This is a genomic window from Nocardioides sp. (assembly GCF_041913365.1).
In the GTDB taxonomy this organism is placed as follows: Bacteria; Actinomycetota; Actinomycetes; order Propionibacteriales; family Nocardioidaceae; genus Nocardioides.
In genome coordinates this window covers 52,494-73,255 of the sequence record NZ_JAYSFM010000013.1, presented here as the reverse complement: position 1 = coordinate 73,255, position 20,762 = coordinate 52,494, and the positions used below count along the sequence as shown (strand labels likewise).

At 73.9% G+C, this 20,762-nt stretch carries 23 protein-coding genes and 4 tRNA genes; 22 read left to right on the top strand and 5 right to left on the bottom strand.

Features of this window, described 5'->3' with window-relative positions; all coding sequences use genetic code 11:
• The first annotated feature begins 158 nt into the window (after positions 1 to 158).
• Positions 159 to 231: transfer RNA gene (locus ACE3QY_RS20195), tRNA-Lys, on the top strand.
• A gap of 11 nt (positions 232 to 242) precedes the next feature.
• Here ACE3QY_RS20195 and ACE3QY_RS20190 read toward each other — a convergent pair.
• A complete protein-coding gene (locus ACE3QY_RS20190; RefSeq protein ID WP_374457850.1) occupies positions 243 to 1,094 on the bottom strand; it encodes a DICT sensory domain-containing protein in 852 nt (283 codons plus the stop codon).
• A gap of 58 nt (positions 1,095 to 1,152) precedes the next feature.
• Between ACE3QY_RS20190 and ACE3QY_RS20185 the strand changes: the two genes are divergently transcribed.
• The 13 genes from ACE3QY_RS20185 to ACE3QY_RS20125 all read left to right on the top strand — a co-directional run bounded on the left by ACE3QY_RS20185 (position 1,153) and on the right by ACE3QY_RS20125 (position 11,857).
• The gene (locus ACE3QY_RS20185) at positions 1,153 to 2,220 is read left to right on the top strand and encodes a polyprenyl synthetase family protein (RefSeq protein WP_374457849.1); all 1,068 of its coding nucleotides are present in this window, start codon (positions 1,153 to 1,155) and stop codon (positions 2,218 to 2,220) included.
• Complete coding sequence (locus ACE3QY_RS20180) at positions 2,217 to 3,101, top strand: phytoene/squalene synthase family protein (RefSeq protein ID WP_374457848.1); 885 nt, start codon at positions 2,217 to 2,219, stop codon at positions 3,099 to 3,101. The genes ACE3QY_RS20185 and ACE3QY_RS20180 overlap by 4 nt, the downstream gene beginning before the upstream one ends.
• A complete protein-coding gene (gene crtI / locus ACE3QY_RS20175) occupies positions 3,098 to 4,711 on the top strand; it encodes a phytoene desaturase family protein (RefSeq protein ID WP_374457847.1) in 1,614 nt (537 codons plus the stop codon). The genes ACE3QY_RS20180 and crtI overlap by 4 nt, the downstream gene beginning before the upstream one ends.
• A complete protein-coding gene (locus tag ACE3QY_RS20170; RefSeq protein WP_374457846.1) occupies positions 4,708 to 5,034 on the top strand; it encodes a lycopene cyclase domain-containing protein in 327 nt (108 codons plus the stop codon). Before crtI ends, ACE3QY_RS20170 begins: the two co-directional genes overlap by 4 nt.
• On the top strand, positions 5,031 to 5,366 hold the full coding sequence (locus ACE3QY_RS20165) for a lycopene cyclase domain-containing protein (protein WP_374457845.1): 336 nt from the start codon (positions 5,031 to 5,033) through the stop codon (positions 5,364 to 5,366). The genes ACE3QY_RS20170 and ACE3QY_RS20165 overlap by 4 nt, the downstream gene beginning before the upstream one ends.
• Complete coding sequence (locus tag ACE3QY_RS20160) at positions 5,363 to 6,757, top strand: cytochrome P450 (protein ID WP_374457844.1); 1,395 nt, start codon at positions 5,363 to 5,365, stop codon at positions 6,755 to 6,757. Before ACE3QY_RS20165 ends, ACE3QY_RS20160 begins: the two co-directional genes overlap by 4 nt.
• A complete protein-coding gene (locus ACE3QY_RS20155) occupies positions 6,750 to 7,895 on the top strand; it encodes a glycosyltransferase family 2 protein (protein ID WP_374457843.1) in 1,146 nt (381 codons plus the stop codon). Before ACE3QY_RS20160 ends, ACE3QY_RS20155 begins: the two co-directional genes overlap by 8 nt.
• On the top strand, positions 7,895 to 8,395 hold the full coding sequence (locus tag ACE3QY_RS20150) for a hypothetical protein (RefSeq protein WP_374457842.1): 501 nt from the start codon (positions 7,895 to 7,897) through the stop codon (positions 8,393 to 8,395). The genes ACE3QY_RS20155 and ACE3QY_RS20150 overlap by 1 nt, the downstream gene beginning before the upstream one ends.
• On the top strand, positions 8,392 to 9,246 hold the full coding sequence (locus ACE3QY_RS20145; RefSeq protein ID WP_374457841.1) for a phosphatase PAP2 family protein: 855 nt from the start codon (positions 8,392 to 8,394) through the stop codon (positions 9,244 to 9,246). Before ACE3QY_RS20150 ends, ACE3QY_RS20145 begins: the two co-directional genes overlap by 4 nt.
• Positions 9,243 to 9,833 (top strand): isopentenyl-diphosphate Delta-isomerase, encoded by a 591-nt coding sequence (gene idi, locus ACE3QY_RS20140; RefSeq protein WP_374457840.1) that lies wholly within the window; start codon positions 9,243 to 9,245, stop codon positions 9,831 to 9,833. The genes ACE3QY_RS20145 and idi overlap by 4 nt, the downstream gene beginning before the upstream one ends.
• Before the next feature lie 52 nt (positions 9,834 to 9,885).
• The gene (locus tag ACE3QY_RS20135) at positions 9,886 to 10,059 is read left to right on the top strand and encodes a hypothetical protein (RefSeq protein ID WP_374457839.1); all 174 of its coding nucleotides are present in this window, start codon (positions 9,886 to 9,888) and stop codon (positions 10,057 to 10,059) included.
• 90 nt (positions 10,060 to 10,149) lie between these two features.
• Positions 10,150 to 10,572 carry a hypothetical protein gene (locus tag ACE3QY_RS20130; RefSeq protein ID WP_374457838.1) on the top strand — a complete coding sequence of 141 codons (423 nt, stop codon included), beginning with the start codon at positions 10,150 to 10,152 and terminating at the stop codon, positions 10,570 to 10,572.
• Between the two features lie 28 nt (positions 10,573 to 10,600).
• A complete protein-coding gene (locus tag ACE3QY_RS20125) occupies positions 10,601 to 11,857 on the top strand; it encodes an NAD(P)/FAD-dependent oxidoreductase (RefSeq protein ID WP_374457837.1) in 1,257 nt (418 codons plus the stop codon).
• Positions 11,858 to 11,928: 71 nt separating this feature from the next.
• On the opposite strand, the gene ACE3QY_RS20120 is transcribed toward ACE3QY_RS20125, so the two are convergent.
• A complete protein-coding gene (locus ACE3QY_RS20120) occupies positions 11,929 to 13,410 on the bottom strand; it encodes an NAD(P)/FAD-dependent oxidoreductase (protein WP_374457836.1) in 1,482 nt (493 codons plus the stop codon).
• Between the two features lie 204 nt (positions 13,411 to 13,614).
• Between ACE3QY_RS20120 and ACE3QY_RS20115 the strand changes: the two genes are divergently transcribed.
• The 3 genes from ACE3QY_RS20115 to ACE3QY_RS20105 are packed head-to-tail and all read left to right on the top strand — an operon-like array spanning position 13,615 to position 15,288.
• The gene (locus tag ACE3QY_RS20115) at positions 13,615 to 14,550 is read left to right on the top strand and encodes an ATP-binding protein (RefSeq protein ID WP_374457835.1); all 936 of its coding nucleotides are present in this window, start codon (positions 13,615 to 13,617) and stop codon (positions 14,548 to 14,550) included.
• Entirely contained in the window at positions 14,547 to 14,948 is a 402-nt protein-coding gene (locus ACE3QY_RS20110) for a CrcB family protein (protein WP_374457834.1), read from the top strand. The genes ACE3QY_RS20115 and ACE3QY_RS20110 overlap by 4 nt, the downstream gene beginning before the upstream one ends.
• Before the next feature lie 7 nt (positions 14,949 to 14,955).
• Positions 14,956 to 15,288, top strand: coding sequence for a CrcB family protein (locus tag ACE3QY_RS20105; protein ID WP_374457833.1), 333 nt, complete (start codon positions 14,956 to 14,958; stop codon positions 15,286 to 15,288).
• Positions 15,289 to 15,296: 8 nt separating this feature from the next.
• On the opposite strand, the gene ACE3QY_RS20100 is transcribed toward ACE3QY_RS20105, so the two are convergent.
• From ACE3QY_RS20100 to ACE3QY_RS20090, 3 genes are all read right to left on the bottom strand, one after another.
• A complete protein-coding gene (locus ACE3QY_RS20100) occupies positions 15,297 to 15,650 on the bottom strand; it encodes a metallopeptidase family protein (RefSeq protein WP_374457832.1) in 354 nt (117 codons plus the stop codon).
• Positions 15,651 to 15,768: 118 nt separating this feature from the next.
• Positions 15,769 to 15,845, bottom strand: a tRNA-Asp gene (locus ACE3QY_RS20095).
• 83 nt (positions 15,846 to 15,928) lie between these two features.
• Positions 15,929 to 16,001: transfer RNA gene (locus ACE3QY_RS20090), tRNA-Glu, on the bottom strand.
• 154 nt (positions 16,002 to 16,155) lie between these two features.
• On the opposite strand from ACE3QY_RS20090, the gene ACE3QY_RS20085 reads away from it, so the two are divergent.
• The 5 genes from ACE3QY_RS20085 to ACE3QY_RS20065 all read left to right on the top strand — a co-directional run bounded on the left by ACE3QY_RS20085 (position 16,156) and on the right by ACE3QY_RS20065 (position 20,723).
• Positions 16,156 to 16,548: a response regulator gene (locus ACE3QY_RS20085; protein ID WP_374457831.1), complete on the top strand. Its 393-nt coding sequence runs from the start codon at positions 16,156 to 16,158 to the stop codon at positions 16,546 to 16,548.
• A gap of 230 nt (positions 16,549 to 16,778) precedes the next feature.
• Positions 16,779 to 17,870 (top strand): cytochrome P450, encoded by a 1,092-nt coding sequence (locus ACE3QY_RS20080; protein WP_374457853.1) that lies wholly within the window; start codon positions 16,779 to 16,781, stop codon positions 17,868 to 17,870.
• Between the two features lie 15 nt (positions 17,871 to 17,885).
• Positions 17,886 to 19,217, top strand: coding sequence for a sensor histidine kinase (locus ACE3QY_RS20075; RefSeq protein ID WP_374457830.1), 1,332 nt, complete (start codon positions 17,886 to 17,888; stop codon positions 19,215 to 19,217).
• A 51-nt stretch (positions 19,218 to 19,268) separates the two neighbouring features.
• Positions 19,269 to 19,345, top strand: a tRNA-Phe gene (locus tag ACE3QY_RS20070).
• A gap of 67 nt (positions 19,346 to 19,412) precedes the next feature.
• A complete protein-coding gene (locus tag ACE3QY_RS20065) occupies positions 19,413 to 20,723 on the top strand; it encodes a hypothetical protein (protein ID WP_374457829.1) in 1,311 nt (436 codons plus the stop codon).
• Positions 20,724 to 20,762 lie beyond the last annotated feature (39 nt).

Sequence of the window (20,762 nt, the reverse complement as noted above, 5' to 3'; positions counted from 1 at the left end):
CCCCCCCCGGGTTTTGTCCACACCCCCCCCCCCCCCCCCCCTCCACCGGGGGGCCCCTCCCCCCCCGCCCCGCGCGCCCCCCGGCGCCCCCCGGGACCGGGGGCCCCGACCCGTCTCTGGAAGGATGGGCGGTGAGCGCGGGTCGCCAGGCCCGCCGCGGGCCTCTAGCTCAATTGGCAGAGCAGCAGACTTTTAATCTGTTCGTTCAGGGTTCGAGTCCCTGGAGGCCTACCGAGCCCGGGTCATCGCCGGGTCGCCTCGACGTAGCCCAGCATCCGGTCGAAGAGGGCGGACGCCCGGGCGAGGTCGCTGGACGCGGGGGCCGCGTCGTCGGCCTCGGTCACGGCTCTGCCGTCGGGGCGCCAGTCGGGGCGGTAGTCATCGGCGATGGCCGCGGCCGCTCGGCTGGCGACGCGCACGACTTGTGGGTCGACCGACCAGAGCGCCTCGAACTCCCGCTGCGCATCGGGGACCGGCCGCTCCCGCGGCAGCTCGACGGCGGCGAGGAAGGCGGGCAGGTCGGTGGCGTCGCACACGACGAACCACTCGCGGTTGAGGGCGGCGTCGTCGGGCAGCCGGACCTCGGTCAGCACCCCGCCGGTCACGGGCGCCGGCGAGGCGGAGTGCGCGAAGGTCACGGCGGCGCGAGCGGTCCGGGCGAGCTCGGACCAGCGCGCCTGGGAGTGGCGCAGGAACTCCTCGCGCTGGAAGCCGCCGAAGAGCAGGGGCACGGCGGCGCGCGCGCAGCACTCGTCCTCGATGGCGTGGCTCAGCGCCCCGAGGGTGGTCTTGGAGAGCACGCGGGGCGCGAGCTCGGGGTGGTGGCGGCGCACCTCGGCGAAGACCGAGCGGGGCCGGACCGGGGTCGTGGTCGCGCGGCGCACCGCCGCCTCGAGCGAGAGCCCGGCCCGGCGGTGCGCGAGCACCTCCTCGACAGCGGCCACGTCGCCCTCGGCGTACCGGCGGTGACCGCCGCCTGCGCGCGACGGCGAGGGAAACCCGTAGCGCGATTCCCAGCTACGGATCGTGGCAATGGGTACCCCAGTGCGGGCGGCCAGGTCGCCGATGGTCAACGGGGAGGGCGTCGACTGCATCGTGAAATCTCCTCACGTTGCCTAGATATAATTCGAAGTCTTGCATAGATTGTCCCTCATGACGAGGAACGGGGAGGACCGGATGACCTCATTCTCGACCGACGAGGCACTGGCTCGGCTGCTGGAGTCAGGACGCACGCGAGCCATCGCCACCGACCCCGACCATGCGCTGCTCTGGGACGCGCTCATCAGCGCCGCCGAGGGGGGCAAGCGGTTCCGCCCGGCCCTCCTCGTCGCGGCGCACGGCGCCCTCGGCGGGACGCTCCACGCAGCGGCGGCCGAGGTGGGCGCAGCGGTCGAGCTGATGCACACGGCGTTCGTGATCCACGACGACGTCATCGACGGCGACCACGTCAGGCGCGGACGCCCCAACGTCAGCGGCACCTTCCGCGACGCGGCCCTCGCCACGGGCGTGGCGCCGGAGCCGGCGGCCGACTACGGCCGGACCGCGGCGATCCTCGCCGGCGACCTCGCCCTCGCCGCGACCATCCGGACGGTCGCCACCTGCGGTGCTCCCCCGCCCGTCGTGGACCGGTTGCTCGACCTGTTCGACGCCGCGCTCCACACCACCGCGGCCGGCGAGCTCGCCGACGTACGCCTCTCGCTCGGGGCGGTCCCCGCGACGCTCGACGAGAGCCTGCTGATGGAGGAGCAGAAGACCAGCGCCTACTCGTTCGCCCTGCCCCTCCAGGCGGGCGCGGTCCTCGCCGGCGCCGACGACGGCGTCGTCGGACGCCTCGGCGAGGCCGGGCGTGCCCTCGGCGTCGCCTTCCAGCTCGCGGACGACCTGATCGGGGTCTTCGGCGACCCGCGGCACTCGGGCAAGAGCGCCACCAACGACCTGCGCACCGGCAAGCAGACGCCGCTGCTCGTGCACGCCGGGTCGACGACCGAGTGGAACCGGATCGCACCTCACGTCGGACGCGAGCTCGACGAGGAGGAGCTCACCGAGGTCCGGCGGCTGCTCACCGGCTGCGGGTCCCGCGACTTCGTGGAGGACCTGGCAGAGCAGCACCTGACCACGGCCCGCACCGTCCTCGACGAGCTGGGCATCGCTCCCGCGCTCCTCGACTCGGTGGTCGCACCGCCACCCGCGGTCGCCACGGGCGAGGAGGTCGCGGCATGAACCTCTTCCTGCGCAGGGCCGCACCGCGCGACCTCTACGACACCGTCTCCGAGGGCAGCTCCGCACTCATCATCCGCGAGTACTCCAGCTCCTTCGGCCTCGCGTCCCGGCTGCTCGCCGAGCCCGTGCGCACCCAGGTCCGCAACGTCTACGCGCTCGTGCGCGTCGCCGACGAGATCGTCGACAACCCCGACCCGTCGCTGGCCGCCGAGTCCCGCGAGCGGATGCTGACCTGGCTGCACCAGGACGTCCGCCACGCGCTCGACACCGGCTACAGCGGCAACCTCGTCGTGCACGCCTTCGCGCGTACGGCGGTCGCGGTGGGCATCGAGGACGAGCTGGTCGCCCCGTTCTTCGCCTCCATGCGGATGGACCTCGACACCTGGGAGCACACCCCGGAGAGCTTCGAGCGCTACATCTACGGCTCGGCCGAGGTGGTCGGGCTGATGTGCCTGCGCGCCTTCCTGGCCGCGCCCGACGGACCCGCCGACCGCAGCGCCGCCTACGACGTGCTGGCCCCCGGTGCCCAGCGGCTGGGCGCCGCCTTCCAGAAGCTGAACTTCCTGCGCGACCTGGCCGAGGACCATGACGTGCTGCACCGCGGCTACTTCCCCGGGCTCGACGTCGAACGGTTCTGCGACGCCGACCGCAACCGGATCCTCGACGACATCGACGCCGACCTGGCCGCCGCGAACGCCGTGGTGCCCGACCTGCCGGCGAGCAGCCGCCGCGCGGTCGCGGCCGCGCACGCCACGTTCGCCGAGCTCGCCGGCCGGCTCCGCGACACCCCGGCCCCCGAGATCCGCCGCGCCCGCGTCCGCGTGCCGGGTCCGGTCAAGCTGCGCATCGCCGCCGGAGCGCTCTACGGAGGTCGCGCGTGAGACAACTCCTCCCCCCGGGACTCGTCCCGCGCGCCGGCGCCACCGCCGACGAGCCACGGAAGGTCGTGGTCATCGGCGGCGGGATCGCCGGTCTCGCCACCGCCGCGCTGCTCGCCTCGCGCGGGCACTCCGTCGACCTCGTCGAGAAGAACGACGACCTCGGCGGTCGCGTCGGCAGCGTCGAGCGCGACGGCTTCCGCTTCGACACCGGGGCCTCGTGGTACCTCATGCCCGAGGTCTTCGACCACTTCTTCGAGCTGCTCGGCACCTCTGCCGAGGCCGAGCTCCAGCTCGTCGAGCTCGACCCGAGCTACCGGGTCTTCTTCCAGGACGACCCGGACCCCGTCGACGTACGCCCCGACCGGGCGCACAACCGTGCCCTCTTCGAGTCGCTCGAGCCCGGCGCCGGTCGCGGCTTCGACGACTACCTCGCGTCGGCACGGCGGACCTACGACATGGCGCTGCGCCGCTTCCTCTACAGCAGCTTCGACTCCCCCGCGGCCTTCCTCCACCCCGACGTCGTACGCCGGACGCCGACGCTGGGCCGGCTGCTGACCCGGTCGCTGGAGAGCCACGTCGCCGCCCGGTTCAGCGACCCGCGGATCCGGCAGGTGCTGGGCTACCCGGCGGTGTTCCTGGGCTCGTCGCCGAGCCGCGCGCCGAGCATGTACCACCTGATGAGCCACCTCGACCTCGGCGACCGGGTGCTCTACCCGATGGGCGGCTTCACCCGGCTCATCGAGGTGATCGCCATGCTCGCCGAGAAGCACGGCGCCCGGCTGCACACGGGCACCGAGGTCACCCGCGTCCTCACCCGTCGCGGCCGTCGGGGGCGCGCCGAGGTGCAGGGCGTCGAGTGGGTCGCCGACAGCGGCGAGCACGGCACGCTGCTCGCCGACACGGTCGTCGGCGCCGCTGACCTGCACCACCTCGAGACCGCGCTGCTCGCACCCGAGCTGCAGTCCCACCCCGAGCCGGCCTGGCGGGATCGCTCGCCCGGACCCGGCGCCGTGCTGGCGATGCTCGGCGTGGACGGCCGGCTCCCGCAGCTGTCCCACCACTCGCTGTTCTTCACCAGCGACTGGGGCGCGAACTTCGGCGACATCTTCGGAGCCGAGGCCCGCGTCCCGGACCCGGCGTCGATCTACGTCTGCAAGCCGTCCGAGACCGACCCGAGCGTGGCGCCGGAGGGCTGCGAGAACCTCTTCGTCCTCGTGCCCGTCCCGGCCGACGTCTCGATCGGGCACGGCGGCGACGACGGCCAGGGCTCCGCGGCGGTCGAGCGGGCCGCCGACGCGGCGATCGACCAGGTCGCCACGTGGGCCGGCGTCCCCGACCTGCGCGACCGCATCCGCGTGCGGCACACGGTCGGCCCCGAGGACTTCGCCACCCGCTACCACTCCTGGCGCGGTGGCGCCCTCGGGCTCGAGCACACGCTGCGCCAGAGCGCCTTCCTCCGGCCGGGCAACGCCTCGGCCAAGGTCGACGGCCTGCTCTACGCCGGCGCCAGCACGGTGCCCGGGGTGGGCCTGCCGATGTGCCTGATCAGTGCCGAGCTCGTCCTCAAACGCATCAGCGGCGACCGATCGGTCCTCCCGGTGAGCGGATGAGCCTCCCCCACTGGGGCTACGTCGCCATGCTGGCGTTCTGCCTCGCCGGCACCCTGCCGCTCGTGCCCGCCTTCCGGCTCTCGGTGCTGCGGCAGCCCGGCCGGCTCGCCGTCGCCGTCCTGCTGGGCGGGACGCCGTTCCTGCTCTGGGACCTCTACGCGACCCACGCCGGTCACTGGTGGTTCGACGCCGACCAGACCCTGCCCCCGCGGATCGCCGGCCTGCCGCTGGAGGAGATCGGGTTCTTCGTGGTGATCCCGGTCGTCTCGGTGCTGACGTTCGAGGCGGTCAGGGTCGCCCGCCGGCGAGGTGCGGACCGATGACGTACACCCTCCTCGCCGTGCTCGGCGTTCCGCTCGCGATCGCCGTCGACCGCTGGGTCGCGCGCACCCGGCTGACGAGCACGCGCGACTGGTGGTCGGCCTACGCGATCATCGTGTTCTTCCAGCTCCTCACCAACGGCTGGCTGACCGGTCGGCGGATCGTGCAGTACGACCCCGGCAGCATCCTGGGCAACGAGCGCGTCGTGCTGCTCGGCGAGTGGCGCATCCTCTACGCCCCGGTCGAGGACCTGCTGTTCGGCTTCGGGCTCGTGCTGACGTCGTGCGTGGCCTGGACGTGGCTGGGCCGGTCCCGGGAGCAGGACGCCCGATGACCGTCGCGACCCGCCTGCAGGCGATGCAGCCCACCGACATCGGCGTCCCCGGACCGACGTCGTCCGACATGGCCCGCGCCTTCCGGTCCGTGCGCCACGACCCGTTGTCGTTCCTGGTGCGGGTGACGGCGCAGTACGGCGACCGGGTGTCGTTCCCGGTCCCCGGAGCGCCGGCCCTGCTGGTCAACGACCCCGACGAGGTGCGGCACGTCCTCCAGGTGAACGCCCGAGGGTGGAGCAAGAAGACGGTGCAGTACGGCGCCTTGTCGCGGGTGACCGGCCAGGGCCTGCTGGCCTCGGCCGAGCCCAGCTGGATCGAGCACCGCCGCACCGCGGCCCCCGCCTTCCACCACCACCGGCTCGCGGCGGTCAGCGACCAGGTGCGGGCGGCCGCCGACACCGCGCTGGTGGCGGGGCTCGCCGACCTCGTGCCGGGCACGAGCCGGGTCGTCGACGTCGCCGCGCTCACCCACCGCGTCGGCCTCGACGCCGTGGGCCGCGCGCTCTTCTCCGCCGACCTCTCCGGGCACGCCCAGCAGCTGCTCGACGCGACGAGCAGCGCCGCCGAGCTGGTCGTCCGCCTCGGGCGATCGGTCCTGCCCACGGCGCAGTGGGCGCCCACCCCCACCAACCTCCGCCTGCGGCTCACCCGTCGGCGTCTCGACCGGATCACCGCCCAGCTCGTGGCGGAGCGGCGCGCGCACGGCCGCGCGGGCTCCGGTGCGGCGTACGGGGACGACCTCCTCGGCCTGCTGCTCGACAGTGGCCTCACCGACGTCGAGGTGCGCGACGAGCTCGTGACCATGGTGATCGCAGGCCACGAGACGGTGGCCGCGGCGCTGACCTGGACGCTCATGCTGCTGGCCGAGCACCCCGAGGCGCAGGAGCGGGCCCGGACGGAGCTCGCCGGACTCCCGGCGCCGGTGTCGATGCTCGACCACCGCGACCGGGTCCCGTGGACGCGCGCGGTCATCGACGAGGCGCTGCGGCTGTACCCGCCGGCCTGGGCGATCTCGCGCCGCTCGATCGGCCCGGACACCCTGGGCGGCGCCGACGTGCCCGAGGGCACGCTGGCGATCATCAGCCCGTGGGTCGTGCACCGTCGCCCGGACCTCTGGCCCGACCCGCTCGCCTTCCGTCCCGAGCGGTTCCTCGACCCCGGCGCCGGGCGTGCGGGCTACCTGCCGTTCGGCCTCGGACCCCGGCTGTGCATCGGCCGGGAGTTCGCCATCGGCGAGATGGCCGTGGTGCTCGACCGGCTGCTCGCGACGCACCGCGTCGCGGTCCCGGACGGCTGGCGCCGGCCACGGCCGCGGGCGCAGGTGGCTGTGCACCCGGAGGGCGGGATGCCGCTGCTCGTCACCCGGCTCCGAGGGGACCACCGTGGCTGAGGTGCTCCCGCTGGTGCTGGTGCTGGCTCTGGTGCTGGCCGCCGCCGTCCCCGTGCTCCTGCTCCGCCACGTCCGCACCGTGCCGTCCGGGAGCCCGGCGGCAGGTGCCGGCCGGTCGGTGTCCGTGGTGGTCCCGGCCCGCGACGAGGAACAGACCCTGCCCGCGCTGCTGGCCGCGCTCCGTGACTCGACCGTGCCGGTCGCCGAGGTCCTCGTGGTGGACGACGGGTCGACCGACCGCACCGCAGCCGTGGCGCTCGCCGGGGGCGCACGTGTGCTGCGTGCGGGCACCCCGCCCGCCGGGTGGACGGGCAAGGCCTGGGCCTGCCACGTCGGCGCCGACGCCGCCACGGGCGACCTCCTGCTGTTCCTCGACGCCGACACCGTCCTGGCGCCCGACGCCGTCGCCGGCCTCCTCACGCTGCACGCGCACCACGGAGGCCTGGTCTCGGTGCAGCCACACCACCGCATCGTGGAGCCCTACGAGCAGCTGTCGGCCTACTTCAACGTGGTGGCCCTGATGTCCAGCGACGCCTTCAGCGGCGGGGCGTCGAGCCGCCCGATGGCCTTCGGCCCGTGCCTGCTGACGTCCCGCGAGGACTACCTGACGGTCGGCGGCCACGCCGTCGTGCGTCGCGAGATCCTCGACGACGTACGCCTCGCCCAGGCCTACGACCGGGCCGGCCTGCCCGTGACGTGCGCGGTCGGCGGCGAGGCCGTGTCGATGCGCAGCTACCCCGGCGGGCTCCGCCAGCTGCTGGCCGGCTGGACCAAGAACATCGCCTCGGGCGCCGCAGCCGCCGCTCCGCGTGCCTCGCTCGCGACCGTGCTCTGGGTCTGCGCCCACCACGCCATGGCCGTCGGGGCGCTGCTGTCGGTGGCGGGCTCCGACCTCGCCACGGGCAGCCCCCTCCTGTGGGCTCTCGGCTGGCTGGCGACGTCCTGGCAGCTGCGCGGGCTGCTGCGCCTGGCCGGGTCGTTCCGCTGGTGGACGTGGGCGCTCTTCCCCGTGCCCCTGCTGGCGTTCGACCTCGTCTTCGCGCGCTCCGCCGCGCTCACCGTCGTACGCCGCTCGGTGCGGTGGCGTGGGCGGTCGGTCGACCTGCGCGGCGACCGCGCGGCGCGGGAGGTCACCTGATGCTGCGCTACGTGATGCCGGTGTGGGCCACCCTCGTCGCCGACATCGTCGCCTGGGGCGTCTTCCACGCCGGCACGGGCTACGCCGCGCACCGGCTCGGCGACCGACGCCTGGCACGGGACGGCTGGCTGCTGCGCCCGCGGCCCTTCGAGGCGGGTGGCCGGTTCTACCGGCGGGTGCTGCGCATCCACCGGTGGAAGGACCGCGTGCCGGAGGCCGGGGCGCTCTTCGCCGGTGGGGTCAGCAAGCGCGAGCTGCCCGCGCGGGACCCCGCCGGCCTCGCGCTCTTCGTCCGCGAGACCCGCCGCGCCGAGCTCGCGCACTGGTGGGCGATGGCGTGCTCGCCGCTCTTCCTGCTGTGGAACCCACCTCTGCCGGCGACGCTCCTGGTGGCCTACGGGGTGCTGGCCAACCTGCCGTTCGTCCTCATCCAGCGCTACAACCGGTTCCGCACGCAGCCGCTGCTCGCGCGGCTCGAGCGTCGTCGGAGCCTGCGATGACCGCCGAGGCGCGACCCCGCGCGCGGCCGCTGGCCCAGGACCACGACCCGGACCACCGGGAGACGCGCCACGGACCGGTGGCCCAGCTGCTCATCGCGTGGTCGCCCCTGAGCACGATCCTGGTGGCGTACTGGGTGGCGCAGTGGGTCACGGCACCGCTGGGCACCGGCGACGGCGCCGCGACCAACCGGCTCGGCGCTCCGCTCCACGTGCTCGCCCCTGCGCGGGCGGACGAGACGATCTTCGGCACCGTGCCGACCGTCTGGCTGCAGGCCCGGCTCGTCGACGGCGCACCGCACTGGTACGACGCCGTGGCCGCGCTGGTCTACGTCACGCACTTCGTCTCGATCCCGCTGCTCACCGCCGTCGCGTGGTTCCGGCTGCGCGACCGCTTCCGCGAGTGGGTGGCGGCGGTCCTCACGATGACGCTCGTGGGCATCGCGGGCTACCTGGCCTACCCCGCCGCCCCTCCGTGGCTCGCTGCGCAGCAGGGCTCGATCGGTGCCGTCTCGCGCATCTCCGGCCTCGGGTGGGAGTGGCTGCACCTCGACGTCGTCGCCCGGCTCACCGAGCTCGGGCAGGACGGCAGCAACCCGGTGGCCGCGATGCCGTCGCTCCACGCGGGCGCCGCCCTCCTGGTCGCGCTCTTCCTCTGGCCGTCGGTGTCGCGCGTCGCGCGGCTCCTGCTCGTGGCGTACGCCCTCGCCATGGCGGTGACGCTCGTCCACACCGGGGAGCACTATGTCGTCGACGTGCTGGCCGGCTGGCTCGTCGCGGTCCTCGGGGTCGCGGCCGGACGCGCCGTGACGTCACACCGGTCCAGCCACCCGACCAGAGGAGGTCCTGCATGAGCACCGACGTCGTGACCCGGGAGCACGTCGTGCTGCTCGACGAGGACGGCCGCGCGATCGGCACCGAGGACAAGGCGTCGGTGCACCACGCGCACACCCCGCTGCACCTCGCCTTCTCCTGCTACCTCTTCGACGACGCCGGCCGCGTGCTCGTGACCCGTCGGGCGCTGCACAAGCGCACCTTCCCCGGCGTGTGGACGAACGCGTGCTGCGGCCACCCCGCCCTCGGCGAGGCCCTCGACCAGGCCGTACGCCGCCGGGTCGGGCAGGAGCTCGGCGCCGAGGTGGCGGACCTCCGCCTGCTGCTGCCCGCCTTCCGCTACCGCGCCGAGCAGGACGGCGTCGTGGAGAACGAGATGTGCCCGGTCTACGTCGCCCGCGTGATCGACCCCGACGCGGTGCGGCCAGACCCCGAGGAGGTCGCCGACGCGGTGTGGGAGCCGTGGGCGTCGTTCCGCGACGACGTCCTGGCCGGCACGCGCGAGGTCTCCCACTGGTGCCGCGAGCAGGTGAGGCAGCTGCCGGAGGACCCGGTCCGGGCACCAGAGGCCCCCGCCGCGGGCCTGCCTCCCGCCGCCCGCCCGTGACGGCGGCGGCGCCGACTGGCTTTGTGCGCGGGCCTTGCCTAGGGTCCGAGCCGTGGAGACGGACCAGGACCTCGGAACGGCGCTGACGGCCGACCGCTGCCACCTGCCCTCCCACGTGCCGTCCGGTGCCGCCCTGCTCGCGATCGAGCTGAGCGAGGAAGCCCGCGGCATCAGCGGTCTCGACGTGCTGCGTCGCAGCGTCGACCGCGCCCCGCCCACCCGGTGAGCTGACCTGCTCCCGGGTGCGACGCGTCGCGGCACCCGCCCCTTCGCGCACCCCTGACCGGGCTGCGCGGCGCTGCTCGAGGACGGCACCATGCCCCTGCACACCGCTTCACCCACATCACCCTCCGCATCACCGACGCCCAGGACCCCGCAGCCCGACGGTCGGCGCCGGCCGGACCGGGATGCCGGCCCCGGCGCCCGGCTCGTGGCCCTGCCCCAGCTCGAGGACGGCCTGCCGGCGACCCTCGTCGAGCTGGACGACCACCTGGCCCGCATCGAGCAGGCCCGGCAGGCCCAGCTGGACGCCCTCGCCCCGGCTGCCGGCAACGTCGTCGCCGCGGCGCACCGCCGGATCGTCGTGCGGTACGTCGACCAGGTCCGCGAGGCCCGCGCCCGCCTCCGCGCCGGCACCTACGGGACCTGTTCGCGCTGCGGCACCGACATCCCGCCGAAGGTGCTCGGTCGCGAGCCCTGGCAGACGGTGTGCACCGTGTGCGACCCCGGCGTCCGCTGACCACCCCGACCCCGAAGGAAGTGATCCCATGTCACAGCGCGTCGCCGTCGTCGGAGCCGGCATGGTCGGCCTCTCGACCGCCTGGTTCCTGCAGGAGCACGGCTTCCACGTCACCGTCTACGAGCGCGACCACGTCGCGGCCGGGTCGTCGTGGGGCAACGCCGGCTGGCTGACCCCCGCCCTGACCGCACCCCTGCCCGAGCCGGCCGTCCTGCGCTACGGCGTGCGGGCAGTCGGCCGCCCGTCGTCACCGGTCTACCTGCCGGTGCGCCCGGACCCGCGGCTGTTCCGGTTCCTCGCCGGCTTCGCCCGCAACAGCACCGCCCGCCGCTGGGGCCGCGGCATGCGAGCGTACGAGCCGATGAACCGTCGTGCCCTCGCCGCCTTCGACGAGCTCACCGCCGGAGGCGTCGAGTCCGCCGTCCACGAGGCGCACCCGTTCGTCGCCGCCTTCCGCTCGCTGGCGGACGAGGCACCCTTCGTCCACGAGCTGGAGCAGATCCGCGACGCGGGCCAGGACGTGAAGTACGACGTCCTCACCGGCGTCGAGGCCCGCGTGGTCGAACCGTCGCTGTCCACGGGCGTGGCCTCGGCGGTGCTCCTGCACGACCAGCGCTACCTGAACCCGCCGCAGTTCCTCGCCGCACTCGCCGCGTCGTTCGTCGCGCGCGGCGGCCGGCTGGTCGAGGGCGCGACGGTCGACCGGGTCAGCGAGACCAGCCGCGGTGCGTACGTCGTGACGCGCGAGCAGCACCACGAGTCGAGCGGCTTCGACCACGTCGTGCTCGCCAACGGCGCGTGGGTGGGGCACCTGGCCCGCCAGCTCGGCGTACGCGAGCCGGTGCAGGCGGGCCGCGGCTACTCGTTCAGCGTCACGGGCGACCGGCTGCCGCAGACGCCGGTGTACTTCCCGGCGCAGCGAGTGGCCTGCACGCCGATCACGACCGCGGACGGCCCGCGCCTGCGGGTCGCCGGGATGATGGAGTTCCGTGCCCCCGACGCCGCGCTCGACCAGCGGCGGATCCGCGCGATCGTCGAGGCCACGCGACCGCTGCTGGGCGGCGTCGACCTCGACGACCGGCGCGACGAGTGGGTCGGCTCCCGTCCCTGCACGGCCGACGGGCTGCCGCTCATCGGGCGGACCCGCGCTCCGGCGGTCTTCGTCGCCGGCGGGCACGGGATGTGGGGCATCGCGCTGGGCCCGCTCACGGGCAAGCTCCTCGCGCAGCGCATCGCCTCGGGGACCACGCCTCCCGAGCTCGTGCCCTTCGACCCGCTGCGCTGACCACCGCCCGGGAACGGCTCGACCGCCCCCGCGGGCATCCGCGGGGGCGGTCGGTGCTGGGCCGGAGGGCGTCAGGCGCCGCCGACGCGGTCGGCCGGGACCCCGCGCGCACCGGAGTCGGTGAGCTCGGCCTCGCGCGCGGCTGCCGCCTCGAGCTCCTGGCGGCGGGTCTCCTCGACCATCGCCCGGGTGGCGTCGTAGATGCCGGGGTCGGACACCAGGTCGGCGGCACCGCGCCGCAGCCGCGCCAGCGCGGCGCGGGCGAAGATCTGCTGCTCGGTCGTGGTGCGCTCCGAGCGGTTGTTGCTGATGAACGTGATGGCCCACCGCATCAGCGCGGAGACCTGGTTCTTGAAGCCGGTCAGGTAGACGAGGTGCACGCCGAGCCACATCAGCCAGGCCACGACGCCGCTCAGGCGCAGCTTGCCGACCATCGCGACCGCGCGGAAGCGGCTGATGATCGCCATCGAGCCCTTGTCGAAGTACTTGAACGGCTCCTGGGGCTGCTTGCCCTCGACGCGGTTCCTGATCTCCTTGGCGGCGTACTTGGCGCCCTGGATGGCGACCTGGGCGACACCGGGGAGGTTGTCGAGCGCGATCATGTCGCCGACGACGAAGACCTCGGGGTGGCCGGGCAGCGTGAGGTCGGGGTTGACCGCGATCCGCCCGGCGCGGTCGAGCGGCGCGCCGGTCTGCTCCGACAGGGTCTTGCCCAGCGGGTTGGCCTGCACGCCGGCGGCCCAGATCTTGGCGACGGAGTTGATCCGCTCGACGCGGCCGTCCTTGAACTTCACCTCGAGGCCGCGCTCGTCGACCTCGGTGACCATGCCGCCGAGCATGACCTCGACGCCGAGCTTCTCGAGCTCCTTCTGGGCCTTCTCGCCCAGCTTGGCGCCGAACGGCGGCAGCACCTGCGGCGCCGCGTCGACCAGCACGACGCGGGCGTGGCGGGTGTTGATCGCGCGGAAGTCCTTGCGCAGGGTGTTGTGGGCGAGCTCGGCGATCTGGCCGGCCATCTCCACGCCGGTCGGGCCGGCGCCCACGACGACGAAGGTCAGCAGGTGGTCGACGTCGTCGCCACGGGTGGCGCCGAGCTCGGCCATCTCGAAGGCGCCGAAGATGCGCCCGCGCAGCTCGAGGGCGTCGTCGATGCTCTTCATGCCGGGGGCGAACTCAGCGAAGTGGTCGTTGCCGAAGTAGGACTGGCTCGCGCCGGCGGCGACCAGCAACGAGTCGTACGACGTCACGGTGTCGCGGCCGAGCACCTGCGAGGTGACGGTCCGGGCCTCGAGGTCGATGCCGGTGACCTCGCCGAGGATCACCTTCGCGTTGTCCTGGCCGCTGAGCACCTCACGGGTCGGCGGGGCGATCTCGCCCTCGCTCAGGATGCCCGTGGCGACCTGGTAGAGCAGGGGCTGGAAGAGGTGGTGGGTCGTCTTGGCGATGACCGTGACGTCCACGTCGGCCCGGCGCAGCGCCTTGGTGCCGAAGAGGCCGCCGAAGCCCGATCCGATCACGACCACCTTGTGGCGGGTCGCCTGCGTCGTGGCCATGGAAGCTCCTAGGGTCGTAGGTCCATCTCCTGTGTACCCATTGTCCTCTTGTGCACCCGCCGGACGCGAAACGCCGTACGCGTCTGGTTGCTCACACGGGCCACGGGCGCTCTTGAGAAGTTAGAGTCTCAACCAGGTTTCGGCCAAGGCCGGACCGGGTAGTGACGCCCCGCTGGACTATCCACATCCTCGAAAAGAGTCCCAGTGCCGCTGACTTCCGAGCTGACCCTGGCGTCGTCGCCGCGCGCCGCGGCCGATGCCCGGCGATGGGTGGGCGACATCTGCCACCGGCTCGAGCGCGCCGACCTCGTGGAGTGCGCCGAGCTGGGGGTCTCCGAGCTCGTGGCCAACGCGATCATCCACGCCAACGCGCCCTTCAAGGTGCGGGTCCGCGGCACCGCCAGCCACCCGCGGATCGAGGTGGCCGACGGGTCCACCAGCCCGCCGGTGCCGCCGGTCCCGGCCGCCAGCGACGACGACCTCGACCTGCTCCTCACCTTCGGGCGCGGGCTCGCGATGGTCGCGCAGTGCGCCATCGCGTGGGGCGCCACGATCGAGAACGACGGCAAGATCGTCTGGTTCGAGCCCGCGCCGCAGATGAGCGACGACGGCAGCGCCGAGTGGGTCATCGACCACCACGACGACGAGACCACCGAGCCCACCAGCGAGGCGGCCATGCAGGTCCGGCTCCTCGGCGTCGACGTCCCGCTCTACACCTCGCTGCACCGGCAGTACAGCGAGCTCCGGCGCGAGCTGCGCCTGCTGTCCCTCTCCCACCAGTCCGACTACCCGCTGGCGGGCGACCTCACCGCGATGTTCAGCAGCTTCGAGCGCCAGTTCCCCGAGGACTACCGCACCCAGATGCGCGCCGCCGAGCGCGACGGCCGCCCGCGGGTCGACCTGACCTTCTCGATGGTCCGCGAGGCCGCCCCGATCTTCGTGACGATGACCGAGATGTTCGACGTGGCCGACGCGTTCTGCCGGGCCGAGCGGCTGCTCTCGATCGCGCGCACCCCCCGCCAGCGCGAGCTGCAGAACTGGCTGCTGGGCGAGCTGGTGCACCAGCTCGACGGCGCGCAGGCCACCCCGTGGACGACGCACCCCGGCGACGGCTCACGCTCCTCCAGCCAGGTCGGGTGAGCGCGCCCCGCCTGCGCGGCACCGACCTGCTCCTCGTCGCCGCGGGTGGCGCCGCGGGGGCCCTCCTGCGCCACGCCGTCGACACGGCCGCGCCCCACGACCTGTTCCCGTGGCAGACGCTGGCGATCAACGTCGTCGGCGCGTTCGTCCTCGGCGTGCTGCCCGCCCTCGCCGTCGTACGCCGCTCGCGTCGGGTCGCGACGACCCTGGGACCCGGCCTCCTGGGCGGGTTCACCACGGTGTCGGCGTGGGCCGGGCAGGTCCGCGAGCTGGCCGGCGCCGGGCACGTCGCGGTGGCGGGCGCCTACCTCGCGCTCACCCTGGCCGCGGGGCTCGGCGCCGCCGCGGCCGGGCGGCGCGTCTCGCAGCGGCCCGAGCCCGAGGCGGCACTCGGATGAGCACGCGATGACCGCCCTGCTGGTCGTGGCCGGCGCCGCCGTCGGGGCCCCGCTGCGCTACGTCGTCGCCCACCTGCTCGACGGGCGGTGGCCGACCGGGACGCTGCTGGTCAACGTGGTCGGGTCCGGGCTGCTCGGGCTGTTCGCCGCCCTATCCCTCGGTGACGCCGGCTGGGCGCTGCTCGGCACCGGGTTCTGCGGGGCGTTCACGACCTTCTCGTCCTTCGCCGTGCAGACGGTCGACCGTCCCGCCCGCACCGCGACGGCGTACGCCGTGGCGACGACCGTGCTGGCCGTCGCCGCCTGCGCGCTCGGCTGGGTGCTCGGCTCCGCGGTCTAGCCCGCCCCTCAGCCCCAGCCGAGCTGGTGGAGGCGGGCGTCGTCGAGCCCGAAGTGGTGGGCGACCTCGTGCACCACGGTGATGCGGACCTCCTCCTCCAGCTGCTCCACGGTGTCGGCCATGTCGAGGAGCGGCCCGCGGAAGAGCAGGATCCGGTCCGGCAGCTCGCCGGCGTGGTTGGCGGGCCGCTCGGTCAGCGCGAGACCGTCGTAGAGCCCGAGCAGGTCCGGGTCGTCGGCCGGGGCCTCGGGCTCCACCAGGACCACGACGTTGTCGACCAGGCGCGCCAGCTCGTCGGGAAGGTCGTCGAGGGCCCGGTCCACCATCGCGTCGAAGGCGTCGGGGTCGAGGTCGATCGGCATGCCGCCAGCCTAGGGAGGCGGTCGAAGCGGCCGCCCGGGGCGAGAGGCGGACCGGGCACCGGGGGCGGAAATGCAGATCAGGGAGAGCCTGGCGGCTCTCCCTGATCTCTGCATGCGTTGGCGACCCCGACGGGACTCGAACCCGCGGCCTCCGCCGTGACAGGGCGGCGCGCTAACCAACTGCGCTACGGGGCCAGGTGCTCTTGTGAAGCGGGTGGAACTGTAACCCATGCCCGTCGGAGTCCACCAAATCGGCGGCGAACCTCGGGGCCGGGCCGCACCCCCAACCGGATTCGAACCGGCGCTACCGCCGTGAAAGGGCGGGGTCCTGGGCCGCTAGACGATGGGGGCCAGCTCGGTCCGGGACGGGCCCGGTCCGAGCGGGTACAGCATAGGGCCAGCCCGCGCCACCCTCCCAACCCGCAAGCGTGGCACCGGTGACGGAAAATTGGTCAGTTGTCCAGATGGGCTCTCGCCCGTGGCCGGAGTTCACTAGCCTTGCCCCGTGGGCACCGCGTCTCGGCAGTTGCGCTTCCTCGTCGTCGATGACAACGAGGACATCCGCGACGTCTTCTGCCGCCTCGTCGAGAGGGCGGGTCATGCTGCCTCCACGGCGGTCGACGGGCAGGACGCCGTGGAAATCCTCCAGCGGGAGTCCTTCGACGTGATGCTGCTCGACCTCACCATGCCGCGCATGAACGGCGTCGACGTGGTGCGGTGGATGAGGGAGCACGCGGACGTCGCTCCGACCACCAAGGTGGTCGTGATCAGCGCGTGGGCAGGCGAGCACCGAGCGGTCCTCCAAGAGCTCGGAGTCGAAACTGTGATGCAGAAGCCGCTGCGCATTCAGCAATTGACTGATTTGATCGAGGAGACACTGCGCGACGTGGGGTCCTGATCCGTCCCTGAAAGCTCTACCGGGTCCGGGCCTCGGGTGGTGTCACCCTGCGCGTCTCCCTGACGTGCGCCAACCCCAACCCTGGAGAGAAACACCATGATGAAGCGCATCCGCACCCACATCGAGTCCAAGCGCGCCGCCAACCAGCTGCAGTCCCTGTACCTGTGGCGTCCGGCCCCCGGCCGCCGCTGAACGGCGCGTGACACCCGAGAAATGACGCACCACCAGTGATGCAGGTGGACAGCGTCGAGTCGGCCGGTGGCCGGCTCGGCGCTGTCCTCTCGGCCCCCCGCTCCGGCGTGGTCGCCCTGGGCGGCCACGGGCCGTGGCTCACCACGACGCCCGCGCAGGCCAGGCAGGTCCTCACCGACGTCGTCCACTTCGACTTCCCCGGCGACGTCAGCCGCAGCGGCGACCTCTCCGCGAGCCGCGGCGAGACGCGCTCGGGCCACCTGACCTTCGCGCCCCTCACCCCCGACGAGGTGGCGCGGGGCGTCGCCACCTTCGCCGACCTCTGGCCCGACGCGGTCGCGGCCCACGACCGCGACGCCCCCGGCGAGGCGTACGACGCCATGGCGCTGCTCCGTCGCCCCGTGGCCCGCTCGACGTGCGACGCGCTCCTGGGCGGGGCGAGCGAGGCCCAGCGCGACCTCGTCGCGGCCGGCGTGCTCGCCTGGATCGACGCGCTCGCCCCGGTGATCTCCGCGGCCCGGCCGCCGCGCCGCTGGAGCCGGGCGCGCCGCGCCGAGCGCGAGGCACGTCACGGTCTCGAGGACGCGCTCGCGCAGGTCGACGGCCTGCCGGGGACCCCGCAGCAGGCGGCGACCATGCTCGCCGCCGGCATCCAGGTCCCGATCGCGGCCGGGTCGTGGCTGCTGGCGTGGCTCGGCAGCCACCAGACGTACGACGTCGACCCGGCGCACGCCGCCTGGGAGACCCTGCGCCTCACCCCGCCGACGTGGATCACCGCACGGCTGACCACGACCGACGTCGACCTCGACGGCCAGCGCGTCCCGGCCGGAGCCGTGGTGCTGGTCAGCCCTCTCCTGCTGGGCCGTCTCGGCGACCTGGTCCCCGGGGACGCCGACGGCCTGCCGGGCTTCGACCCGCACCGTTGGCGTGACGACTCGCGCCGCCCCGGCGCCTGGCTGCCGTTCGGGGCGGGCCCGCACGCCTGCCCGGGCCGCAACCTCGGCATGGCGGTGCTCGTCCACCTCGCCGGGTGGGCCATCGCACACCGGGTGAGACTGGCCCGCGAGGTGAAAATCGACCAGAGCCGGGGCCTGGCACCGCTAGCGTGCAGGTTCACCACCAATGTCTGAAGGAGGTTCGGTGCCATGATCGACCACCCCTCCTTGCAGCACATCTCCGCCGCCGAGACCATGTCCAGCGAGGCAGCGACGCTCGCGAGCGAGATCCTCGAGGGCGAGATCAGCATCGACCACTCGATCGCCAAGGTGGCCGACCTCCTGCTGTCCAGCGCCCGGGTCGACGTCGTGGCCACGGCCTTGACCAGCTTCAGGCCCGAGGACGAGACCGGCTGGACCCGGCTGGGCGGGCGCGCGTGGGTGCGCGAGTGGGTCCGCCCCGGAGCCCGGGCCACCATCCTGCCCCCGGCCGGCGCGGGCCCCGAGCACGCGTTGAGCATGCCGTGGGTCTCCCAGGTCGCGCGGGCCGGGCTGGCCGCCATGATCGACCGCGACCTGATGCCCCCCGAGGCGGACCAGGACCGCGAGGAGCTCACGCGCGTCGGCGTGCGGAGCCTGCTGGGCTCCGTCTACAGCGCCCGGGGCGAGATGTTCGGGAGCCTGTCGGCGGGCAGCGAGGACGTCGGCACCTGGCCCGACGTGCTGGTCGGTGACTTCCGGCTCCTCAACGCCGCCCTCACCTCGCGCCTCTCGCTCGAGGCCTCCCGCCGAGCACTCGCCGAGGCGATCGAGACCGGCAGCGAGGCCCAGCTGGCCTACCAGCACTTCTTCGGCGCGGTCGGCCACGAGCTGCGCACCCCGCTCGCCGCGATCATGGGCTACACCGAGGTGCTCATGGACGACGCGAGCAGCAACCCGCAGGACCCGGTGTCCGCCGGGCTGCTGGCCGACGGGCCGGTCATCCTGCGCGCCTGCGAGCAGCTGGTCTCGGTCGTGGACAGCCTGCTCGGGGCCGGGCGCACCTTCTCCCACGACGACCAGCGGCAGGACGTCGTGGTCGCCGACGCGGTCGCCGACGTCGTCCACTGGCACCGGGCGCCCTCGCGCAACGCCAACGTGACCGTGGAGGCGGAGGTCGACCCGACGATCACGACCTGGGCCCACCCCGCCGCCGTCCGCCAGGTGCTCACCAACCTCGTCGGCAACGCCATCGCCTACCACCGCCCCGAGGGCGGGACGGTGCACCTGTCGGCGGAGTCGCTGCTCGGCGAGAGCGGCCAGGAGATGGTGCGGATCATCGTCCGCGACGACGGTCCCGGGCTCACGCCCGAGCAGCTCCACCGGGTCTTCGAGCCGTTCGTGCGCTTCGCGGACCGCACGTCGAAGGGCAGCGGGCTCGGTCTGTCCATCTCCCGCACGATCGCCGAGCGCGACGGCGGCGCGGTGCAGGGCACCTCGACGGCGGGTGTGGGCTCGTCCTTCTGGCTCGAGCTGCCGGCGAAGGACCCGTACGGCCTGTGAGGCCGGTCGATTCTCCGCAGCCGGGAGGCCTGCGGTAGTCTCCTCCGCGTTGGCCAGGTAGCTCAGTTGGTACGAGCGACCGACTGAAAATCGGTAGGTCGGCGGTTCGACCCCGCCCCTGGCCACCACACACGCCGCAGGGCCCCGATCGCGTCCCGATCGGGGCCCTGCGGTGTCTACCGACACAATGGCCGCGTGCTCCCCCGCCTCGAGATCGTGCGACGCCTGCGCCCGATCGACCTCGTGGCTCCCACCGCCGTGCAGGTCGAGACGACGTCGGGCGGCACGTTCCCGCTGCCGAGCCCGGCACCGTACGTCGCCGCGTCCACGGGCCTTGAAGGCCCGGTGGTGCTTCACCTCGGCGAGCACCGCCTCGCCGCCGTGCTCGACGACGGGTCGGTGTCCCTCGACGTGACCGGCAGCGGGACGCTGCGCAGCCGGCGCTTCCACCGTGCCGAGTCGCCGATCGGGCTCGGGCTGAGCCTCACCGGCACCCACGTCACGGCGTGGAGCCACGAGGGCGGCCGGTGGGTCGCCCGCGCGCGGCACGACCTGCGCGAGGTCGTCGACACCCGCGACGAGGCGGCGCTGTCCGCCCTGCGGGTCGAGCTCCCCGCCGGCGGGGGCACCGCGGGCGGCTTCGGCCAGCTCGGCCTGCGCGACGTGCGCTTCGTGACCGACGAGGACGGTACGCCGCTGCGCGAGGGCGACAGCCTCTGGCTGACCGCGACGTCGGCGGGCCCGGGGTTCTTCGACACCGCCCACACCAGCGTGTGGCGCTTCGACCCCACGGCGGTGGAGGTGTCGCACACCGCGGACCTGTACTTCCGGCGGCCCGACCGGTCGGGGGTCTTCGGCGACCACGCCACCCACCTGCTGCGCAGCGACGGCCGGTGGCTGGTGGCGACCAGCACGTGGGGCGACTTCGAGCGTCCGCGGACCAGGGCCGGACGGCGTACGCCGTCTGAGCTGAGGGTCACCCTCGCCGAGTCGACCGCCGACCTGCTCGACGGCCGGCACGTCCTCGACACCCGCGAGCTCCCCCTGCCCACCGACGGCTTCCCGTCGATCGCCACGTGGGACCCGCACCTGGTCCGCCGCGACGGCGGGTGGCTGGTCGGCTTCGTGAGCGCGCGGAAGTTCTTCGACTTCCACCCCGCGGTCGCGGGTGGCCCCGCGCTCGACGACCTGCACCTCCTCGGGGCGGCCACAGACCGCACGGCCACCGAGGGCACCACGCTGCTCGAGGTGGACGGCGAGGTGGTGGTGCTGGCCAGCGACGGACGGGACGGACCTCGGGGCCTGCGGGCCCGCTTCCCCGCCTTCGACCTGGCGATGGCGGACCGCGGCGTGCTGGACGCGCCGTACCCCACGAACCTGCCGTGGCCGTCCCTCGCGCGCGTCGGCGGGGACTGGCTGATGGCCTCCTTCAACGGTCGTCCGGCCGGCGGGAAGCTGCTCGGCTACGGCACGCACGGGGACCTCGTGGTGATGCGGTCGCGGTGACCGCTCAGGGCTACCCTGAGGGTGACGGCGGTCACCACC